The 17,562-nt window shown below is 72.0% G+C and carries 16 protein-coding genes; 11 read left to right on the forward strand and 5 right to left on the reverse strand.

Features of this window, described 5'->3' with window-relative positions; translation table 11 throughout:
* Positions 1–17: 17 nt before the first annotated feature.
* The 11 genes from ACFY3I_RS39495 (at position 18) to ACFY3I_RS39545 (ending at position 11,773) form a co-directional block, all read left to right on the forward strand.
* Positions 18–1,727 (forward strand): IucA/IucC family protein, encoded by a 1,710-nt coding sequence (locus ACFY3I_RS39495; protein WP_390865768.1) that lies wholly within the window; start codon positions 18–20, stop codon positions 1,725–1,727.
* Positions 1,724–2,959 carry a type III PLP-dependent enzyme gene (locus ACFY3I_RS39500; protein WP_390865769.1) on the forward strand — a complete coding sequence of 412 codons (1,236 nt, stop codon included), beginning with the start codon at positions 1,724–1,726 and terminating at the stop codon, positions 2,957–2,959. Before ACFY3I_RS39495 ends, ACFY3I_RS39500 begins: the two co-directional genes overlap by 4 nt.
* On the forward strand, positions 2,956–4,278 hold the full coding sequence (locus tag ACFY3I_RS39505; RefSeq protein ID WP_390865770.1) for an MFS transporter: 1,323 nt from the start codon (positions 2,956–2,958) through the stop codon (positions 4,276–4,278). The genes ACFY3I_RS39500 and ACFY3I_RS39505 overlap by 4 nt, the downstream gene beginning before the upstream one ends.
* Positions 4,279–4,359: 81 nt before the next feature.
* A complete protein-coding gene (locus ACFY3I_RS39510; RefSeq protein ID WP_390865771.1) occupies positions 4,360–4,512 on the forward strand; it encodes a hypothetical protein in 153 nt (50 codons plus the stop codon).
* A complete protein-coding gene (locus ACFY3I_RS39515) occupies positions 4,490–5,143 on the forward strand; it encodes a response regulator transcription factor (protein WP_390865772.1) in 654 nt (217 codons plus the stop codon). Before ACFY3I_RS39510 ends, ACFY3I_RS39515 begins: the two co-directional genes overlap by 23 nt.
* The gene (locus tag ACFY3I_RS39520) at positions 5,134–6,402 is read left to right on the forward strand and encodes a sensor histidine kinase (RefSeq protein WP_390865773.1); all 1,269 of its coding nucleotides are present in this window, start codon (positions 5,134–5,136) and stop codon (positions 6,400–6,402) included. The genes ACFY3I_RS39515 and ACFY3I_RS39520 overlap by 10 nt, the downstream gene beginning before the upstream one ends.
* A 38-nt stretch (positions 6,403–6,440) precedes the next feature.
* Complete coding sequence (locus ACFY3I_RS39525; RefSeq protein WP_390865774.1) at positions 6,441–7,715, forward strand: hypothetical protein; 1,275 nt, start codon at positions 6,441–6,443, stop codon at positions 7,713–7,715.
* A gap of 258 nt (positions 7,716–7,973) precedes the next feature.
* On the forward strand, positions 7,974–8,918 hold the full coding sequence (locus ACFY3I_RS39530; RefSeq protein WP_390865775.1) for an ATP-binding cassette domain-containing protein: 945 nt from the start codon (positions 7,974–7,976) through the stop codon (positions 8,916–8,918).
* Positions 8,915–9,757 carry an ABC transporter permease gene (locus ACFY3I_RS39535; protein ID WP_390865776.1) on the forward strand — a complete coding sequence of 281 codons (843 nt, stop codon included), beginning with the start codon at positions 8,915–8,917 and terminating at the stop codon, positions 9,755–9,757. Before ACFY3I_RS39530 ends, ACFY3I_RS39535 begins: the two co-directional genes overlap by 4 nt.
* Positions 9,758–9,797: 40 nt before the next feature.
* Positions 9,798–11,096 carry a histidine kinase gene (locus ACFY3I_RS39540; RefSeq protein ID WP_390865839.1) on the forward strand — a complete coding sequence of 433 codons (1,299 nt, stop codon included), beginning with the start codon at positions 9,798–9,800 and terminating at the stop codon, positions 11,094–11,096.
* A complete protein-coding gene (locus ACFY3I_RS39545) occupies positions 11,093–11,773 on the forward strand; it encodes a response regulator (RefSeq protein ID WP_390865777.1) in 681 nt (226 codons plus the stop codon). Before ACFY3I_RS39540 ends, ACFY3I_RS39545 begins: the two co-directional genes overlap by 4 nt.
* A 186-nt stretch (positions 11,774–11,959) precedes the next feature.
* Here the strand turns inward: ACFY3I_RS39545 and ACFY3I_RS39550 are convergent, their stop codons facing one another.
* The 5 genes from ACFY3I_RS39550 to ACFY3I_RS39570 all read right to left on the reverse strand — a co-directional run bounded on the left by ACFY3I_RS39550 (position 11,960) and on the right by ACFY3I_RS39570 (position 17,509).
* Positions 11,960–12,706 carry a response regulator transcription factor gene (locus ACFY3I_RS39550; RefSeq protein WP_390865778.1) on the reverse strand — a complete coding sequence of 249 codons (747 nt, stop codon included), beginning with the start codon at positions 12,704–12,706 and terminating at the stop codon, positions 11,960–11,962.
* A 56-nt stretch (positions 12,707–12,762) separates the two neighbouring features.
* A complete protein-coding gene (locus ACFY3I_RS39555) occupies positions 12,763–15,414 on the reverse strand; it encodes an FtsX-like permease family protein (RefSeq protein ID WP_390865779.1) in 2,652 nt (883 codons plus the stop codon).
* Between the two features lie 67 nt (positions 15,415–15,481).
* Entirely contained in the window at positions 15,482–16,144 is a 663-nt protein-coding gene (locus tag ACFY3I_RS39560) for an ABC transporter ATP-binding protein (protein WP_390865780.1), read from the reverse strand.
* The gene (locus tag ACFY3I_RS39565) at positions 16,131–16,868 is read right to left on the reverse strand and encodes an ABC transporter ATP-binding protein (protein WP_390865781.1); all 738 of its coding nucleotides are present in this window, start codon (positions 16,866–16,868) and stop codon (positions 16,131–16,133) included. The genes ACFY3I_RS39560 and ACFY3I_RS39565 overlap by 14 nt, the downstream gene beginning before the upstream one ends.
* Before the next feature lie 5 nt (positions 16,869–16,873).
* Positions 16,874–17,509, reverse strand: coding sequence for a hypothetical protein (locus ACFY3I_RS39570; RefSeq protein ID WP_390865782.1), 636 nt, complete (start codon positions 17,507–17,509; stop codon positions 16,874–16,876).
* Positions 17,510–17,562 lie beyond the last annotated feature (53 nt).

The raw sequence follows: 17,562 nt of genomic DNA on the forward strand, positions 1-17,562 counted from the left end.
CCCACTGGAGCGACCACATGACCACCGGCACAGCCGCCCCCACCCACAGCGCCGCCTCCGTCCCTTCCCTGTCCGAGGACCCGTCGCGGACAGCCGACCTCGTCACGACCCACACCCTCCTCAACTGCCTGATCCGCGAGGTGTCCGCGCCCGAGCACCAGGTGACGGTCGTGCACGATCACCTCCTGCTACGGCTGCCCCGCCGGGGCCTGTTGCTCCGTGCCGCACTGCGCCGGGCCTCGTTGACCGGAGCGCATCGCTTCCAGGGCTTGGTGCAGCGGCTCGACGGCGATGCCTGGGTGGCCGTGGACTGGCGCGAGCTGGCCGGCTGCATCCAGGACGAACTGGAACAGCGCACGGGCCTGGCCAACGACGAGTTCCTGGGCCAGGTGGCGGACAGCCGGGAGACGATCCGCGTCGTACTTGAGGAGCGCGCGGGTGCCAGGGCGCCCGCGGACCCGTACATCGCCTCGGAACAGTCCCTGGTGTTCGGCCACCGCTTCCACCCCACGCCCAAGGCCCGAACCGGCGAACCGGCGGACTGGCTGGCGTACGGCCCGGAGACCGGTACCCGCTTCCGCCTGCGTTACCTGGCCGTGCGCCGCCACCTCGTACGCGAGGAGGGCGAGCCGCAGGCACTGGACGCACTGCACCCGGTGGCCGGCCCGGAGTTCGCCGTACTCCCCGTGCATCCCTGGCAGTACCGGCAGCTCAAGGACCACGACCGGCTGCGCGAGGCGGTCGCCGCCGGGGACGTCGTGGACACCGGCACGGGCGGCCCGGAGCTGGTGCCGACCGCATCGGTGCGGACGCTCTACGCCCCCGACACCGACGTGTTCCTGAAATTCAGCCTCAACGTCCGCCTCACCAACTGCGTCCGCAAGCACGCCAGTTACGAACTGTCCGGCGCCGTCGCCCTCAACCGCCTGCTCCAGCCCGTCTTCGCTCGGCTCACCGACCGCTTCCCGGACTGCGCGCTCCTCGCCGAGCCCGGCTACCGCACCCTCGCCACGGTCGGCGACACCGCCCTCCTGGAAGGCTTCGGCGTCATCGTCCGCTCCGGCCTGCGCCACCATCTGCGCCCCGGGGTCACACCGTTGCTCGCCGCCGCGGTGGCGGACGAGTACCCGACCGGCGCGGCCCATGTCTCCCGGCTGCTCGCCCGCGGCGACGGTGACATCCTGGCCTGGTGGAACGCCTACCTCGGGCTGTTGCTGCCGCCGGTACTGGCCGCCTACTTCGAACACGGCGTCGTGCTCGAACCGCACCTGCAGAACGTCGTCGTCGGCGTCGAGGCCGACGGCACGCCCGCGCAGATGTTCTTCCGCGATCTGGAGGGCACCAAGCTCCTGCCCGGCCGTCACGAACAGGCCCTCGGCGAACTCCCGGACGACGTGCGTGGTCCCCTCACCTACGATCCCGAACACGGCTGGAACCGGGTCGTGTACTGCCTCCTGGTCAACCACACCGCCGACATGCTCAGCGCACTGGCCGACCTCGACCCGGCGCTGGAACCCGCCCTGTGGGGCCTGGTCCGCGACCACCTCGCCCGCTACGCCCGCACCGCCGCCGAACCGCCGCGCCTGCGCGCCCTGCTGGCCGGCGTACCGCTCCCGGCCAAGTCCAACCTCCTGCTGCGCTGGTCCCGCAAGGCCGACCGGCACGCCACCTACGTACCCCTGCCCAGTCCGCTCGGCGCGGACTTCCCCCGCGAGGTGGTCCGGTGAGGCCCGAGACGTACGACCTCGTCGCCGCACTGCCCGACGACGATCTGCCCGCCTACGTCTACGACCTGACCGGCCTGCGCGAGCACGTGCGCGGGATCCGGGCCGCACTGCCGGACCGAGTCGAGCTGCTGTACGCGGCCAAGGCCAACTCCGACCCCCGGATCCTGCGCACCCTCGCCGGACACGTCCACGGCTTCGAGGTGGCCTCCGGCGGCGAGTTGGACCACGTCCGTGCCGTCGTCCCGGGCGCACCGGTGGCCTTCGGCGGTCCCGGCAAGACACCGCAGGAGCTCAGCCGCGCGCTGGACGCGGGAGCCGAGCGCCTGCACATCGAGAGCGAACACGAACTCCGCCTGCTCATCGCCCTGCTGGGCGACCGGACCGTGGACGTCCTGCTGCGCGTCAACCTGCCCGTCGACGTGGGCCGCGTCGCCCTGGCCATGGGCGGTGGACCGTTCGGCATGGATCCCGTTCAACTGGACCGCTGCCTGCGGGTGACGGAGACGGTCCCGGGCATCCGGCTGCGCGGCCTCCACTTCCACCTTGCCAGCGGCCTCCAGGCCATGCCCCATCTCCTGCTCGTCGACAAGGTTCTGGCCTGGGCCGGGAGTTGGGCTCGCGATCGCGGTGTGGACCTGCGCGAAGTCAACGTGGGCGGCGGCATGGGCGTCGACTACACGCATCCGGCCAGAAGGTTCGACTGGCCCGTCCTCGGCGCCGGACTGGGCCGCATCCTCGCCCGCCATCCCCACCTCACCCTGCGGATCGAGCCCGGCCGCTCGGTCACGGCGTACTGCGGCTGGTACGTCACCCAGGTCCTGGACGTCAAGTTCAGCCGAGCGCGCGCCTACGCCGTACTGCGCGGAGGCACCCACCACCTGCGCACCCCGGCCGCGAAACAGCACGACCAGCCGTTCGAGGTGATCCCCGACGACAGCTGGCACCGGCCCTGGGACCGTCCCCAGGCGCGGGACGAGCCGGTGACGCTGGTCGGCCAGCTGTGCACGCCCAAGGACGTACTGGCAGACCGGATCATGATCGAACGGCTGCGCGTCGGCGACCGCGTCGCCTTCGCCATGGCCGGTGCCTACGCGTGGAACATCTCCCATCACGCCTTCCTGATGCACCCCCGACCAACCTTCCACCACCTGGACGGCGACGGCGAGGGCGGCGGCGACGATGGCGACGGCCCGCCCGTCGCGGGCGACACGTATGCCCGTCTGACGTCATGAGTGCCGTCCTGCACCCGCCGGTGAAACACGCACTCGCCGTCCGGAACTTCCGGCGCTACCTGCTCGCGCAGCTGGTCTCCAACATCGGCACGTGGATGCAGCGCGCCGCCCAGGACCTGCTCGTCCTCCACACCACCGGCGACAGCGGCGCCGCGGTCGGCACGGTGACCGCGCTGCAGTTCCTGCCGCAGACCCTGCTCGGCCTGAGCGGAGGCGTGCTGGCCGACCGGTATCCGAAGCGGAGGACGCTGCTCCTGACCCAGACGGCGATGGCCGCCCAGTCGCTCCTGCTGGGACTGCTCACGATGACCGGAGCGGTGAACCTGCCGTCCCTCTACGCGCTGGCCCTCGCGCTCGGCACCGCCACCGCCGTGGACGGCCCGGCCCGCAACGCCTTCGTCTGCGAACTCGTCTCCCGCGAGCGCATGGCCGGCGCGGTCAGCCTGAACGCCGCCCAGTTCAACGTGGCCCGCGCCATCGGCCCGGCCCTCGCCGGCCTGACCATCGCGTCCCTCGGGACCGGCCCGGTGTTTCTCCTGAACGCCGTCTCGTACCTGGCCGTCCTCCACGGCCTGCTCACCATCCGTACCGACGCGCCGGACGCGCCGGACGCGCTCGCCCGCGCGCGACCGGGTCGCACCCGAGCGCGCGAGGCACTCCGCCATATCGCGACCACCCCGGAACTGCTGCTGCCGATCAGCCTCGTCGCCCTCGTCGGCACCTTCGGTCTGAATTTCCAGGTCACCGTGTCACTGGTCGCCATCACGGTCTTCCACACGGGTGCCGCCGGCTTCGGCTACCTGTCCGCCGCCTACGCTCTGGGCAGCCTCTTCGGCGCGATCTGCTGGGCCGGTCACGGCAAGCCCCCTACCGGGCGCCGTCTGATCTCGGCCACGATCGGGTTCGGAGCCCTGGAAGTCGCGCAGGGCCTCATGCCGGGATACGTCTCGTTCCTGCTCCTGCTGTTCGTCACCGGATGTGCCGCGGTGACCGTGACCACCACCGCCAACACGCTGGTCCAGCTCCGTGCCGACCCGTCGCTGCGGGGTCGCGTCCTGTCCGTGTACTTTCTCGTCCTGCTCGGCGGCACCCCTGTCGGCGCGCCGCTGGTCGGCCTGGTGTCCGACGCTCTCGGAGCCCGTTTCACCCTGATCCTCGGCGGCGTCGTCTCGCTCATCACCGCGCTCGCGCTCTCCGGCCTGTTCGCGAGCCGAGCCCGACGGGGGACGCGCGTCACGGAACCGACACCTGTGACCAGCTCACCGCTTGTTCCGGTCCGGCCACGCCGCCTCTCCTCTCGCCCGCCCGGAGAAACGTGAGATTCCACATGATTCACGTTCGTCTACTACGTCACGTAGAGGTGGGGCGTATGGTGGGCGGTCGCGGAAACCAGGCAGCCTTTGCTGCTCGATGACGGCAGCGATTCCGGCGGCCTTCCGCTCGCGCCGGTGGCACTGATCGTCGGCGTGTCCCCCAAGGCGCTGGCCAGGGAAAATAGAGAACTGTTGCCGGAGTACCTAGGGTCGTTCTGTGGCTTTTATCGCGGTATGTGAAGACGACGCGGCGGTCCGTGACGTCCTCAAGCGGGCACTGGAGCACGACGGCCACACGGTCGCGGTCGCTGCCACCGCCAACAGCCTGCTGCGGCAGCTCGAGCCGGTTCCTCACCTGGTCGTCCTGGATCTGGGACTTCCGGACGCCGACGGCCGCGACGTCTGCCTGGCGCTGCGGGCGCGTGGCGTCGACGCTCCGGTACTGATGCTCACCGCTCTGGACGGCATGCATCACAAGGTGGGCGGCTTCGAGGCGGGAGCCGACGACTACATGACGAAACCGTTCGACATCCCGGAGTTGCTGGTGAGGGTCCGTGCCCTGCTGCGCAGGACGACCACGACGACCTCACCGAGGGGAGTCGTTCTCGATCCGGCGAAACATGTCGTGACCCACGGTTCGGCGAGCGAGAGCCTGACGCCGACCGAATTCCGGCTGTTGGGCAGGCTCATCGCCTCGCAGGGCGACGCCGTACGCCGCCACGCGCTCGTGGCCGCCGGCTGGCCGTACGGCGCGCGGGTCAGCGACAACACCCTCGACTCCTACGTTCGCCGGCTACGGAACAAGCTCGGTGCGCTGGGCGTGGCCGACCGCCTGGCGACGGTCCGCGGGGTGGGCTACCGATGGGAGTGACGGGCTTCCGCGGGAGGGTCGTCGCGCTCGCGGTTCTGATCGCCACAGCGGTGGTCGCGGTGCTGGTGGTGGTCTCGCACGTGTTGCTGAGCCAGGTGACCGACGCCGACGCGAACACGCTGGCGCACACACGTGCGGAGGCGGTGGCCGCGAACGTGGCCGTACGCGGCGGACACGTCGTGCTCATCGAGGGCGGCAACGAAGCGCTCGACACGGTCTCGTGGGTGTACGCCGACGGACACCTCATCGACGGAATCGTGCCGGGCAGTGTCCTTGACCGCGTCGACGCGCTCGTCGGATCCGGGCGGTCCCAGACCACCACGGTCGGCAGTCACCTCCTGTATGCCCAGCCGATCCGTCTGGAAGGCCACCGGGGCATGGTGGTCGTGAGGGTGGATCTGACGCCGTACGAGACGTCGGAGCAGCACAGCCTGACGATGTCGCTCATCCTGGGCGGCATCGCGATCCTGCTCGCCGGCGTCGTCGCGCACCTCGTGGTGGGCCGCGCGTTGCGGGTGGTCCACGAAATGGCCGCTCTCGCCGACGACTGGGGCGATCACGAACCCGGGCGCCGGTTCGGCCTCGGCGTTCCCCGGGACGAGTTCGGGGAGCTCGGACGAACCCTCGACCGCCTGCTCGAACGCGTGGACAACGCGCTCGCGGACGAGCGCCGGCTCACCGACGAGATCGCCCACGAACTGCGGACGCCCCTGACGGCCCTGCGGGGCGAGGCGCAGTTGGCGCAGCTCTCCGGTCACCAGGTGGCACCGGAGTCCGTACTGACCGAGGTCGACCGCCTGAACACGGCGATCAACACGATCCTCGGAGCCGCCCGGACCCGGATCGACGGCGGCACCCGCTGCGATCTCAGGGCGGCGGCTCGGCAGGCGATCGCCGGCCGCGCCGTCGAACTCGCCATCCCGGCCGATGTCGACGTCGCGGTGGCGAGCGAACTCGTCGTGGCGGTGTTGTCGCCCTTGCTGGAGAACGGCCTGCGGCACGCGAGTTCGCGCGTCCGGCTCACGTCGCGCGTCCAGCCCCACGAGGTTGTGATCGATGTCCTCGACGACGGACCGGGGTTCGACCCGGCGGAGGTCGACAGGGTCTTCGAAGCAGGGGTGACCAGCGGCGACGGGCACGGGTTGGGGCTGGCCGTGGTCAAGCGTCTCGCCGCGTCCGCGGGAGTGACGGTCCGCGCGATCGCGGACGGCCACGGCCGCGTCGAGGTCACCTTCCCGATGGCGGAGGCGATCGCGTAGTCAGGTTGTGTGCAGGTTGGCCGAGCCAGTCTCGGCGCATGACAACGACGAGCGAAACCCGCACGCGCCGCGGTGGGCGCCTGATGCTGAACAAGGTTCCCGAGGTCACCGTCTGGTTCTGGGTGATCAAGATCCTGTGCACGACCGTCGGTGAGAGCTTCGCCGACTGGATCAACATGAAGCTGGGCGTCGGCCTGGTGAACACGGCCTGGATCTTCACCGCGGTGTTCGTCGTGGTGCTGGGCGTCCAGCTGCGGCTGAAGCGGTACGTCCCGTTCCCGTACTGGCTGACCGTGGTCGTTGTCAGTGTCACCGGCACGCTGTACACGGACATCCTGACCGACCAGCTCAACGTACCACTGTGGATCAGCTCCACGGTGTTCTCGGTGCTCCTCGCCGTGGTCTTCGGCGCGTGGTGGCTGCGCGAGCGCACCCTCTCGATCCACTCGGTCACGACGCGCTCGCGTGAGTCGTTCTACTGGCTCACCGTGCTCGTCACCTTCGCGCTCGGCACCGCGACCGGGGACTGGACCCTCGAGCTCACCGGCTGGAGCCCGGGAGCCTCGGTCCTGTTGCCGCTCGGCCTCATCGCCGCGATCACGCTGCTGTGGAGGTTCGGGGCGAACCCTGTGCTGTCCTTCTGGCTCGCGTACATTTTGACCCGCCCGCTGGGCGCCAACATCGGCGACTGGCTCGCCTCGCCGAAGACCGCCCAGCCGGGCGAGCCGACCGGCCTCGCGCTGGGCACCTTCACCACCAGCCTGATCTTCCTCGGCCTGATCCTGGCGACCGTCGTCTACCTGACCGTCACGCGCTCCGACGTGACCGAGACCTACGACGCCACGCACACCCCGCAGATCACCGCCGACCCGCGAAAGGAGCGCGTCGCGCTGGCGGGATTCGGCCTTCTCGCCGTCGCCACCGTGGGCCTGCTGGTCTGGGCGCACGGCCGGCCGCATGTCGGCCCGGCGCCCGAGGAGGACGCCACCTCCACCGTTCACCTCGCCCCCGGCCAGGCCGTGAAGAAGTTTCCGGCCACGAAGGTCGACGCGCTGAGGGCACTCGCGTCGACCTCGCTCAAGGACGCACAGGCGGGAAACCCGACCGGCGCCCACGCGGCTGCCCAGTCGCTGCGAGACCTCTGGGATGCCGACCAGGCTTCGCTGCAGCCGCTGGACAACACCGGCTGGACGTTCCTCGACGCCCAGATGGACCAGGTCCTGAAGACCTTCGGCATCGACCACTCCAACGCGCCGATGCCGGCGGCGCAGCAGGAGGCCGAGCTCAACACCCTCCTGACCGACATGCGCTGACGAACGTGATCGGCGGCGACTTCGCCGCAGTCGCCGCCGTCGGGAGATCCCCGTCCGGCACCAGCACGACGGCACACCGAACCCGGACGTGGCCCGAAGGGTGAGACCAAAGGCGCAGTGGCGCGTAGTACCACCGTACGACCCGGCGGATGTGGATCAGTCCGCGGTACCACCGGATCAGGGTGTCCGGCCTCCTAGCGTTGTCGTGAGGCGCCAGGGGTGACGGACGGGCGCCGGTTCCGACAGGAAGAGGCGCGCATGATCGACGCTCAGCAGCTGACCAAGCGGTACGGGGAGAAGAAGGCCGTCGACGGCCTGGACTTCGCCGTGCGGCCGGGCACGGTGACCGGCTTCCTGGGGCCCAACGGCGCGGGGAAGTCGACGACCATGCGCATGATCGTCGGACTCGACGCCCCGACCAGTGGCTCCGTCACGGTGAACGGACGCCGCTACGCAGGCCACCAGGCGCCCTTGCAGGAGGTGGGGGCGCTTCTGGAGGCGAAGTCGATCCATCCGGGCCGCTCTGCCCACAACCATCTGCGGGCACTCGCGCTGACGCACGGGATCCCCCGGCGCCGGGTCGACGAGGTCGTCGAGATGGCGGGTCTCGGCAGCGTGGCGAAGAAGCGGGCCGGTGCCTTCTCCCTGGGCATGGGCCAGCGGCTCGGTATCGCCGCGGCGCTGCTGGGCGACCCGCAGACGGTGATGCTGGACGAGCCGGTCAACGGGCTCGACCCGGAGGGCGTGCTCTGGATCCGCAACCTGCTGAAGGCCCTCGCCGACGAGGGACGGACCGTGTTCGTGTCGTCTCACCTCATGAGTGAGATGGCCCTGGTCGCGGACCACCTGATCATCGTGGGGCGCGGGCGGCTGCTCGCCGACACCACCGTGGCGGACCTCGTCAGGGAGGCGGGCGGCGACACCGTTCAGGTGGCAACCCAGGAGCCGGGCCGGCTGCGGGAGGCACTGGCCGGACCCGGGGTCGACATCACCGGCCGGGCCGGCTCCGAGGAGCTCCAGGTGGCCGGGCTGACCGCCCGCGAGATCGGTCTGACGGCGGCCGAGCACGGGATCGCGCTGTTCGAACTGGCGGCCCGGACGGTGTCCCTGGAGGAGGCGTTCATGAATTTGACCAGGGATGCCGTGGAGTACCACGGCTCCACGACCGTCGACACCCTCGAGACCGCCGGGAGGACCGCGTGAGCACCACCCTCACCACGACCCCAGAGGCGCCCCCGGCGGCCCCGGCCCGTCCCGCCTACCGGGTGACCGGACGGCGCGTGCTGGCCTCGGAATGGGCCAAGCTGTGGTCGCTCCGCTCGACCTGGATCACCCTGGGTCTCGGCCTGCTCTTCCTCGTCGCCTTCGGGCTCATCGCGGCGAACCACTACAAGTCCGGCGTCGGCTCCCCGCACCAGGACCGGGACTTCGCCACCGCGACCGCCGTGAGCCTGTCCCTCTTCGGCACCAACTTCGCACAGCTCGCCCTCGGTGTGCTCGGAGTGCTCGTCACGGCGGGGGAGTACTCCACCGGGATGATCCGCTCGACGCTCGCGGCCGTACCACGCCGGCTGCCCGTGCTGTGGTCCAAGGCGGCCGTGTTCGGGCTGGTCGCGCTGGTGGTCGCCACCGTCGGTGCGTTCGTCGCCTTCGGGTTCGGCAGCGCCATCGTCTCCGGCACCCCGGCCGCCATGGGCTTCACGCACCCGGGCGTCCTGCGCAGCCTGCTGGGCGCGGGCCTGTACCTCGGTCTGGTCGGTGTCATCGGAACCGCGCTGGGTGCCCTGCTGCGGTCGGTGGCCGGCGGCATCTCGGTACTGGTCGCCACCTTGATGCTGGTGCCGGGACTGGTCTCCCTGCTGCCCAGCTCCTGGCAGGACGACATCAGCCCCTACCTGCCGAGCAACGCGGGCGAGTCGATGTTCGCCCTGACCCACGACAGCCCCGCCCTGTCACCCACCGCCGGGCTGCTGGTCTTCCTCGGCTGGACGGCGCTCGCGCTGGCGGGAGCGGCGTACCGGCTGGTGCGCAGCGACGTCTGACCGCCTGCACCATGGGCAGGTGACGACCTTGACCACCAGCATGATCACTGACGACGAAAGCGGAATGGGACCGCTGGTCGCCCGGTTCGCCCGGGCCGGCCAGCGGCTCCGCCAGGCGGACCGGGCCCGCCCATGGGTGCTGGACACCGCGGTGGTGGTGCTGGTCCTTCTCATGTTCTGTCTGCCGGACCTGGTGCACCATGGCGGCGGGGCGGACCCGGACGGGGACGAGCGGCACAGGTTCCAGTTCGCTTTCACCCAGCTCCCCCTGGCGGCCGTACTGGCCCTGCAGGCCGGTCTGGTACTGCCGCTGCTGTGGCGGCGGCGCCGGCCGATGACCGCCTTCGCCGCCATCGCCGTCGTCTTCGTCCTGCAGTGGTCGCTGGGCGCCGCGCTGCGCGCGGACGTCGCCTTGTTCGTGGCCCTGTACAGCCTGGCCCTGCACGGGCAGCTGCGGCGGCTGCCGTGGGCCTGCGGGGTCATGGCGGCGGGGATGGTGCTGGTGGCGGTGCGGGTCTCGCCGGCCGTGTCCGTCTGGGACGCCCTGTTCTTCCTGCTGAGTACGCTGATCGCGGCCCTGGCCGTCGGCCTGATGGTGCGGACCCGGCGGGCGCAGCTCGCGGGGCTGCGGGAGCGGGCGGCGCGGCTGGAGACGGAACGCGACCAGCGCATCCGACTCGCGACCGCCACGGAACGCGCCCGGGTGGCGCGCGAGATGCACGACATCGTCGGCCACAACCTGTCCGTCATCATCACCCTCGCCGACGCCGGAGCGTACGCCACCGGCACCGCTCCCGAACGCGGCAAGGAGGCCCTGCTGCTCATCGGCGACACCGGCCGGACGGCCCTCGGCGAGCTGCGCCGGGTGCTCGGCGTCCTGCGCGAGGCGTCGGACGGCACCCGGCAGGCACCCGAACTGAGCCCCCAGCCCGGCCTCGCGGACATCGAGACGCTGTGCGACAGCGTGCGTACCGCCGGCCTGGAGGTCGTCTACCGCACCGTCGGCGAGGTGGACGCCCTGGACCGCGGGGTGCAGCTGACGGTCTACCGCATCGTCCAGGAAGCCCTGACGAACACGTTGAAGCACGCCGGTGCCGGCACCCGGGTGAACCTGACGGTGGTCGTCGGGGGCGAACGGCTCGTCATCCGGATCCGGGACGACGGGCCGGCCGGTCCCGCCGGGACCCCGGGACCACGGAACGAGGAAGGACACGGACTGGTGGGCATGCGTGAACGAGCGGCACTGTACGGAGGGACCGTGACCGCCGGCCCCGCGGCCGACGGCGGATGGGCCGTGGAGGCCACCCTGGACCTCACTCCGCGGGGAGGCACCCGGTGACCACGGTACTCATCGTCGACGACCAGCAGCTGCAGCGCTACGGCTTCCGGGTGCTGCTCGACTCCATCCCCGAGACGGAGGTGGTCGGTGAGGCCGCGAACGGTGCCGAGGCCGTCCGCAGGACCGCCGAACTCCGTCCCGACGTCGTGCTGATGGACGTACGGATGCCCGGCATGGACGGCATCGAGGCGACCCGCCGGATCGCCGAGGCCGGCGGGCGTTCCCGGGTCCTCGTGCTGACCACCTTCGACGTCGACGAGTACGTGCATGCCGCCCTGCGGGCCGGAGCCAGCGGCTTCCTCCTCAAGGACGCGCGCCCCGACGAACTCCTCGCCGGGATCCGCGCGGTCGCCGGGGGCGACGCGGTGATCGCGCCGGCCCTCACCCGCCGGATCCTGGACGAGTACGCCCGGCACGTGCCCGTGCCCACCGGACCGGGGGATCCGGGCGACGACCCGCGCCTGGCCTCCCTGACCGAACGCGAGCGTGAGATCCTCGTCGCCATCGGCAAGGGCTGGACCAACGGCGAGATCGCCGCCCGCTTCGTCGTGGCCGAGTCCACCGTGAAGACCCATGTCGGCCGTGTCCTGGCCAAGATCGGTGCCCGGGACCGCGTCCAGGCAGTGATCTTCGCCTACGACCGGGGTCTCGCCCGCCCCGGTGTCAGCCGACCGTAAGGCACAGGGAACGGCTGAGGCGTCCTGCTCCGGCGCGCACAGCGGCGTGATCGCCGCTCACCCGCCTCCACATGGCTGCCGCCGGTCCCGGGACCGCCGGTCCTGGCGCTGGGCGCCCGCCGCTCGGCACCGTGAACCAGCGAGGTGTTCGCCGTACCGGGTCCCGGGGGCCATGTGGGCGCGTTCTCAGTCCGGTGGATCCGGTTGCCGTTCCAGCCGGTACCCGTGGCCCCGCAGCGTGGTGATCCGGGGCAGCCGGGACCGCCTGCCCTCCGCCCGTGCCGCCTCGGTGAGTCTGCGGCGCAGGCCCGCCAGTGTCACGTCGAGGGTCTTGGTGGAGCCGAACCAGTTCTCGTCCCACACCTCGGCCATCAGCGTCTCGCGTGAGACCGCCTGGCCGGCCCGCGTGACCAGCACCGCGAGCAGGTCGAACTCCTTGGCCCGCAGGGGGACGTCGACGCCGAGCAGAGCGCAGCGGCGGGCCGTCACGTCGACGACCAGATCGCCCAGCCGCACCGGTTCCCGGGCCGGCACGGCCACCACGTGCCGTCTGAGGTGGGCCCGCAGCCGGGCGAGCAGCACGGTCAGGCTGAACGGCTTGACGAGGTAGTCGTCGGCGCCCGCGTCCAGCCCGGCGATGATGTCGATGTCGTCGGTCCGTGCCGTCAGGACGACGATCAGCAGGTCGGGGAGGCGGGCGCGCAGCTGCCGGGCGACGTCCAGGCCGTCCATGTCCGGCAGCCCCAGGTCCAGCAGCAGTACCTCGTACGGTGCCCGGGCGGCCTCCGCCAGGGCGCCCGCTCCGGTGCGGCACCACGTCGGGGCGTAGTCGTGGCCGCGCAGGCCGGTTTCCAGGTGGCGGCCGATGGTGTCGTCGTCCTCGACGACGAGGACGCGCAGTCGGCTGCGGTCCGGTGCGGCGGGCGTGCGCATGGTCGACAGCCTAGAAGTCGCGGGGCCGAGGGGCCCGTCCTGGGTGCACACGGTGTTCACAGGTCGCGGAGCTCCTCCACGGCCGGGCGGTGGCTGCCGCGGACGCCGTTGAGGGCCGCCGCCAGGATGGCGGCGACGGCGGCCGCCCCGGTGAGTGCCAGGTAGCCACCGGGGATCGACAGGGCCGCGGGCGGCGGATCGAAGACGCCGGTCAGGACCGTGACCAGCATCTCCGACAGGGCCCAGCCGATGAGGGCGCCTCCGGCCAGGCCCCCGACGGCCAGCAACAGCGCCTCGGAGAGGACCATGCCTCGCAGGTGGCGTGGTCGCGCGCCGAGGACGGTGGCGATGGCGAAGGTCCGGCGGCGTTCGGCGAGGCCGAGGGCGAGGACCAGGCCGCCGGCGCCGGTGGCGAGCAGGACGGCGAAGGCGAGCTCGATCCGGGTGAGACCGGCCAGGTCGACGGAGGTCAGGCTGGTCCCGACGGTGCCGCGGGTCTGCGTGAGGTCGGTGACGGTGGCCCCCGTACCGAGGTTTCCTCGCAGGTGGGCGGCGACCCGCTGCTGGTTCGTGCCGCCGGTGTCGAGGAGGAAGGCGCCGACCGAGTCGTCGCCGGTGGCCTTGGCGATGTAGGCGGCGTTGGCGACGAAGAAGCTGTCCTTGGGTGCGGTGGGGAACTCCTTGGCGATGCCGGCGTAGTGGAAGGGAACCGTGCGCAGGGACTTGGTGCGGGCGTCCTGGATACGCAGGTTGACGGTGTCGCCCGGGGACAGCTGGAAGTCGTTGACGGTCTCGACGCTGACGAGGAGGTTGTCAGGGCGCTGGGCGAGGCGGCGCATCAGCCGGCCGGCGGTGCCGCCGGCGAAGTAGGCGTCCTGGAGCGAAGTGGCCCTGGCGACGCTGTCCGGTCGGACGCCGTAGAGGTCCTGCAGGTCGGCGCCGACGTAGGCGAAGCGGTGCTGGAGCGGTTCGACGTGCCGTACGCCGGAGATCTGCAGGGCTGCTCCGGCCCCGGGCGCGACGTGGGCACCCGGTGGTTCGGTGACGGTGACGTCGGCGCCGTTGGTCAGCCGGGCGTCGACCTCGGCCTGCTGATGGTAGGTGGCGTTGAAGACGGCGGTGGAGATCGCGAAGGAGACGGCGAGGGCGAGCAGGACCACCGACCGGGCGAACGGGCGGCGGCGCCGGGCCAGGACGGCAGCGGTGGTGCCGGCCAGGGTCGCGGTCAGCGGCCGGACCAGCCGGGCCAGGACGGGACGGCCGTGGGCGAGGGCGAGCAGGACCAGGCGCCACAGCAGCAGGGCCGCGCCGATCCACAGCAGGGCGGGGCCGAGGAAGGCCCAGTACGACACGGAGATGCTGGGGACGCCCTCGGGCGCGAGGACGAGTGAGTACTGGTTGCCGGAGGAGGCGCGGAAGACGAACCAGGAGCCGGTCAGGAGGGCGAAGTCCAGCCCGCAGCGCATCCACCAGGGCGATCGTGAGCGCCGTACGGCCTCCTGCTTGCGGGTGTCGGCGACGGTGACCGTGCGCAGGTCCCGCAGGGCGGGGACGAGGACCGCGCCCGTGGCCACCGCGGCTCCCAGGACGAAGGCGACGGCGTACCAGACGGACCAGGTGCCCGCGCTCGCGCCGAAGGAGGCCGTGCCGAAGGCGAGCCGGCCGGTGAGGGCGGCGATTCCCAGTCCCGCCAGGCCGCCGAGGAGGCCGATGAGAGCGGCCTCCAGGCCGGCGAGGGCGGTGATCTGACGGGGTCGCAGGCCGCGCAGCCGCAGCAGCCCCTGTTCCTGGCGGCGCCGTTCACCGCCCGCCGAGGCGACCGCCGCCGTCAGCGCGGCGGCCAGCACCGCGCCCGGCACACCGAGGAAGAGGAAGAGGATCTGGGCGTACAGGGCGTCCTGGCGGGCCGAGTCGAGCGCCGCGCCGACGTTGTTGCCGACGAGGGCCGTGCCTGCGGAGCGGGCTTCGAGGTTTTGGGCGGCGCCGGTGACCGCGGTGAAGGCGGCGGCCGGGTCGGAGGGCAGCCGGGTCGTGTCGCGAGCGGTGTGGATCTGGGTGGTGACACCGGTGGCCCCGCGGGTGAGGGCGGCGAAGCGGGCGGAGGGCAGCAGGACGACGTTGTCCGGGGGCGCGGTCGGCTGGGACTGGCTGGGAGCGCCGACGGTCTGAAAGAGGGAGTCGGCCTGCGGCAGGTCGACCACACCGTCCACCCGCACCTGGCGCAGACCCGCACCGGGCAACCGGATGCCGATGGTGTCGCCGGGCGCCGCGTGCAGGTTGGATGCGGTCTGCTGGGCCAGCAGGACACCGGTGGACGAGCCGGAGAGCGTGCGAACGGCGTCGGGGAAGCGGGCGCGGTAGCCGTCGGGCAGGCCGAGGGCCATGCCGGGACCGGTGGCCTGGGTGCTTCCCTGTATCCGGGCCGTGAACCCGCCGGTGCGCGCGTAGCCGACCGGCAGCGCGGCACGGGTGCCGTCGGCGGCGCGCACCAGGGACAGAACGGAGTCCGGGTCGGCGCCGGGCTGTACCTGGACCTGCCACTCCACGGCGACCGAGTGCACGGCACGCCGGGTCATGGTCGCCTTCGACGCGGTCAGGAAGGAGCCGAGCGCGGCGACCAGCGCGACCGCGAGAGCGATGCCGGTCAGCGCGGCCAGGAGCCGTCCGGCGCGGTGGCGGGCCAGTCCGTGGGCCCAGGCGGTGATCATGGCATCTCCTCGATGGCCGGCGGGGTTCCGATGCGGTGCCGGGGCAGTCCCCGCTCCGGGGCGGTGGTCACGGAATCTCCTCGGGTGCGAGCAGCCGCCCGTCGCGCATGCCGCGGCGGACGGAGAGCCGGGCGGCGACGGCCGGGTCGTGGGTCGTGACGACGAGTGCCGCGCCGGTGTGGTCGGCGGCCGTCAGCAGGGCGTCCAGAACGCGGGCGCCGGTGGCGTGGTCCAGGCGCCCGGTGGGTTCGTCGGCCAGGATCAGACGTGGCGCCTGGGCCAGGACCCGGGCGGCGGCGACCCGCTGGGCCTGACCGCCGGAGATCTCCTCGGGGAGCCGGTCGGCCAGGTCCGCGGCGTCCACCAGGGCGAGTGCCGCGAGCGCGCACAGTCGCGCCTCGCCCTCCGGACGATCCGTCAGGACCAGGGGCAGGGCGGTGTTCTCCACCACGCTCAGGGCCGGTACGAGGCTGTCTCCCTGGAAGACCAGACCGGTGTCGTACGGTCCGAGCGTGGCCGCCCGGGTGACGGCGCCGCTGGTGGGCTGCTCCAGGCCGGCGAGCAGATGCAGCAGCGAGCTCTTGCCCGACCCCGAGGGGCCGACCACCGCGAGCCGGTCCCCGCTCCGGATCTCCAGGTCGGCCCCGTGCACGGCCACGACCGCCTGAGGCCCGCGGCCGAAGGTCAGGGCGGCGTCCGTGCAGCTGACGAGTACCTCATCCGACGGCATCGTGCGCCTCCTCGTGGTCCTGTCGCCGGGCATCGGCGCACTTCCCGTCCGTCAGGGTGATCACCCGGTCCGCGATACGGACCGCTTCCCGGCTGTGCGTGACGATCAGGACCGCGCACCCCTCCGCGGCCCGCTCCCGCAACATGGCCAGTACCGACTGCTCGGTCTCGCCGTCGAGTTCACCGGTCGGTTCGTCCGCGAGCAGGACGGCGGGCGAGTTGGCCAGCGCCACGGCCAGCCCGGCCCGTGCCAGCTCGCCGCCGGACAACTGACGCGGCAGGGCGTGCGCCCGGTCGGCGAGCCCCACCCGGGCCAGTAGTTCCCCGGCCGGGACAGCGGCCCTGCGGCCCAGCGCACGCTGCGGCAGGCGGACGTTCTCGCGCACGCTGAGGTGCGGCAGCAGGTTCCGGGTCTGCAGCAGGACCCCGATGTGCCGGGCCCGCAGTCTGGCTCGCTCGGTCTCGGGCCGATGACTGATCCGTACGCCGTCGACGTGGACCTCGCCACCGGAGGGCTCGTCGAGCCCGGCCAGGCACGCCAGCAGCGTCGACTTGCCGGCCCCGGACGGCCCCACGACCGCGACCGTCTCGCCACGGCGCACGCTCAGCGACACCCCGCGCAGCGCGAGTGTCTCCTCCTCGCCGGCCCGGTGGAAGCGGTACAGCTCGCGGGCCGTGAGGACGTCGCCGGCGGCGGCACCGCCGGCCGGTGTGCTGTCGTACATGGTGCTCACCGCCAGGTGAAGGAGTCGCTGACGATGCGCCACGGATCGACGTTGTCGGCCCTGACCGGTCCGGACAGGGTCAGGTCCACCTCGTGCCCCGCACGGTAGTACGCGTACCGCTCGAAAGCGTCCCGCACCACCTTGCCGGTGACCGGGTTCCGCGCCGAGTCGCCCTGGTAGGTGAGCAGGACCACCCGGCCGGCTCGCCGGGTCGCCTCGCTCACCGCGGGTGAGGAGAATCTGGGTACCTGGGAGCGGAGTCGAGGTACGACCGCGTTGGTGACCGAGCTCGCCGTAGGCGCGCCGGAGGCGGAAACCGCGGTGATCCGCACGGTGTTGAGCTTGTCGGTGAACGCGGTGGTGCCGCCCTGGCTCGTACGGGCCCAGCCCTCGGGGACCTTCACGGTGAAGCCGGTGTAGGAACCGCCGGTCGGCCGGTAGGCGACGTACACCTGGTTGTCGGGGATGTCACCGGGTGGGTTGGACTCGGTGGGTGCCGGCTGGTTCTGTCGGCTGACGGTGGCCGAACCGGACGCCGGGCCGCCTGTGCCGGCGTGCGACCCGGTGCCGGAACAGCCGGTGGTCACCGCCGTTGCGAGGGTGAGCCCGACGACCGCGTACGTTCTTGTGCGTGCTGTCATGGTCACTGCCCTCCAGGGGAGTCCTCGGACCGGACGGTCATGGCACCGACGCT

Source organism: Streptomyces sp. NPDC001068, from assembly GCF_042897315.1.
GTDB lineage: Bacteria > Actinomycetota > Actinomycetes > Streptomycetales > Streptomycetaceae > Streptomyces.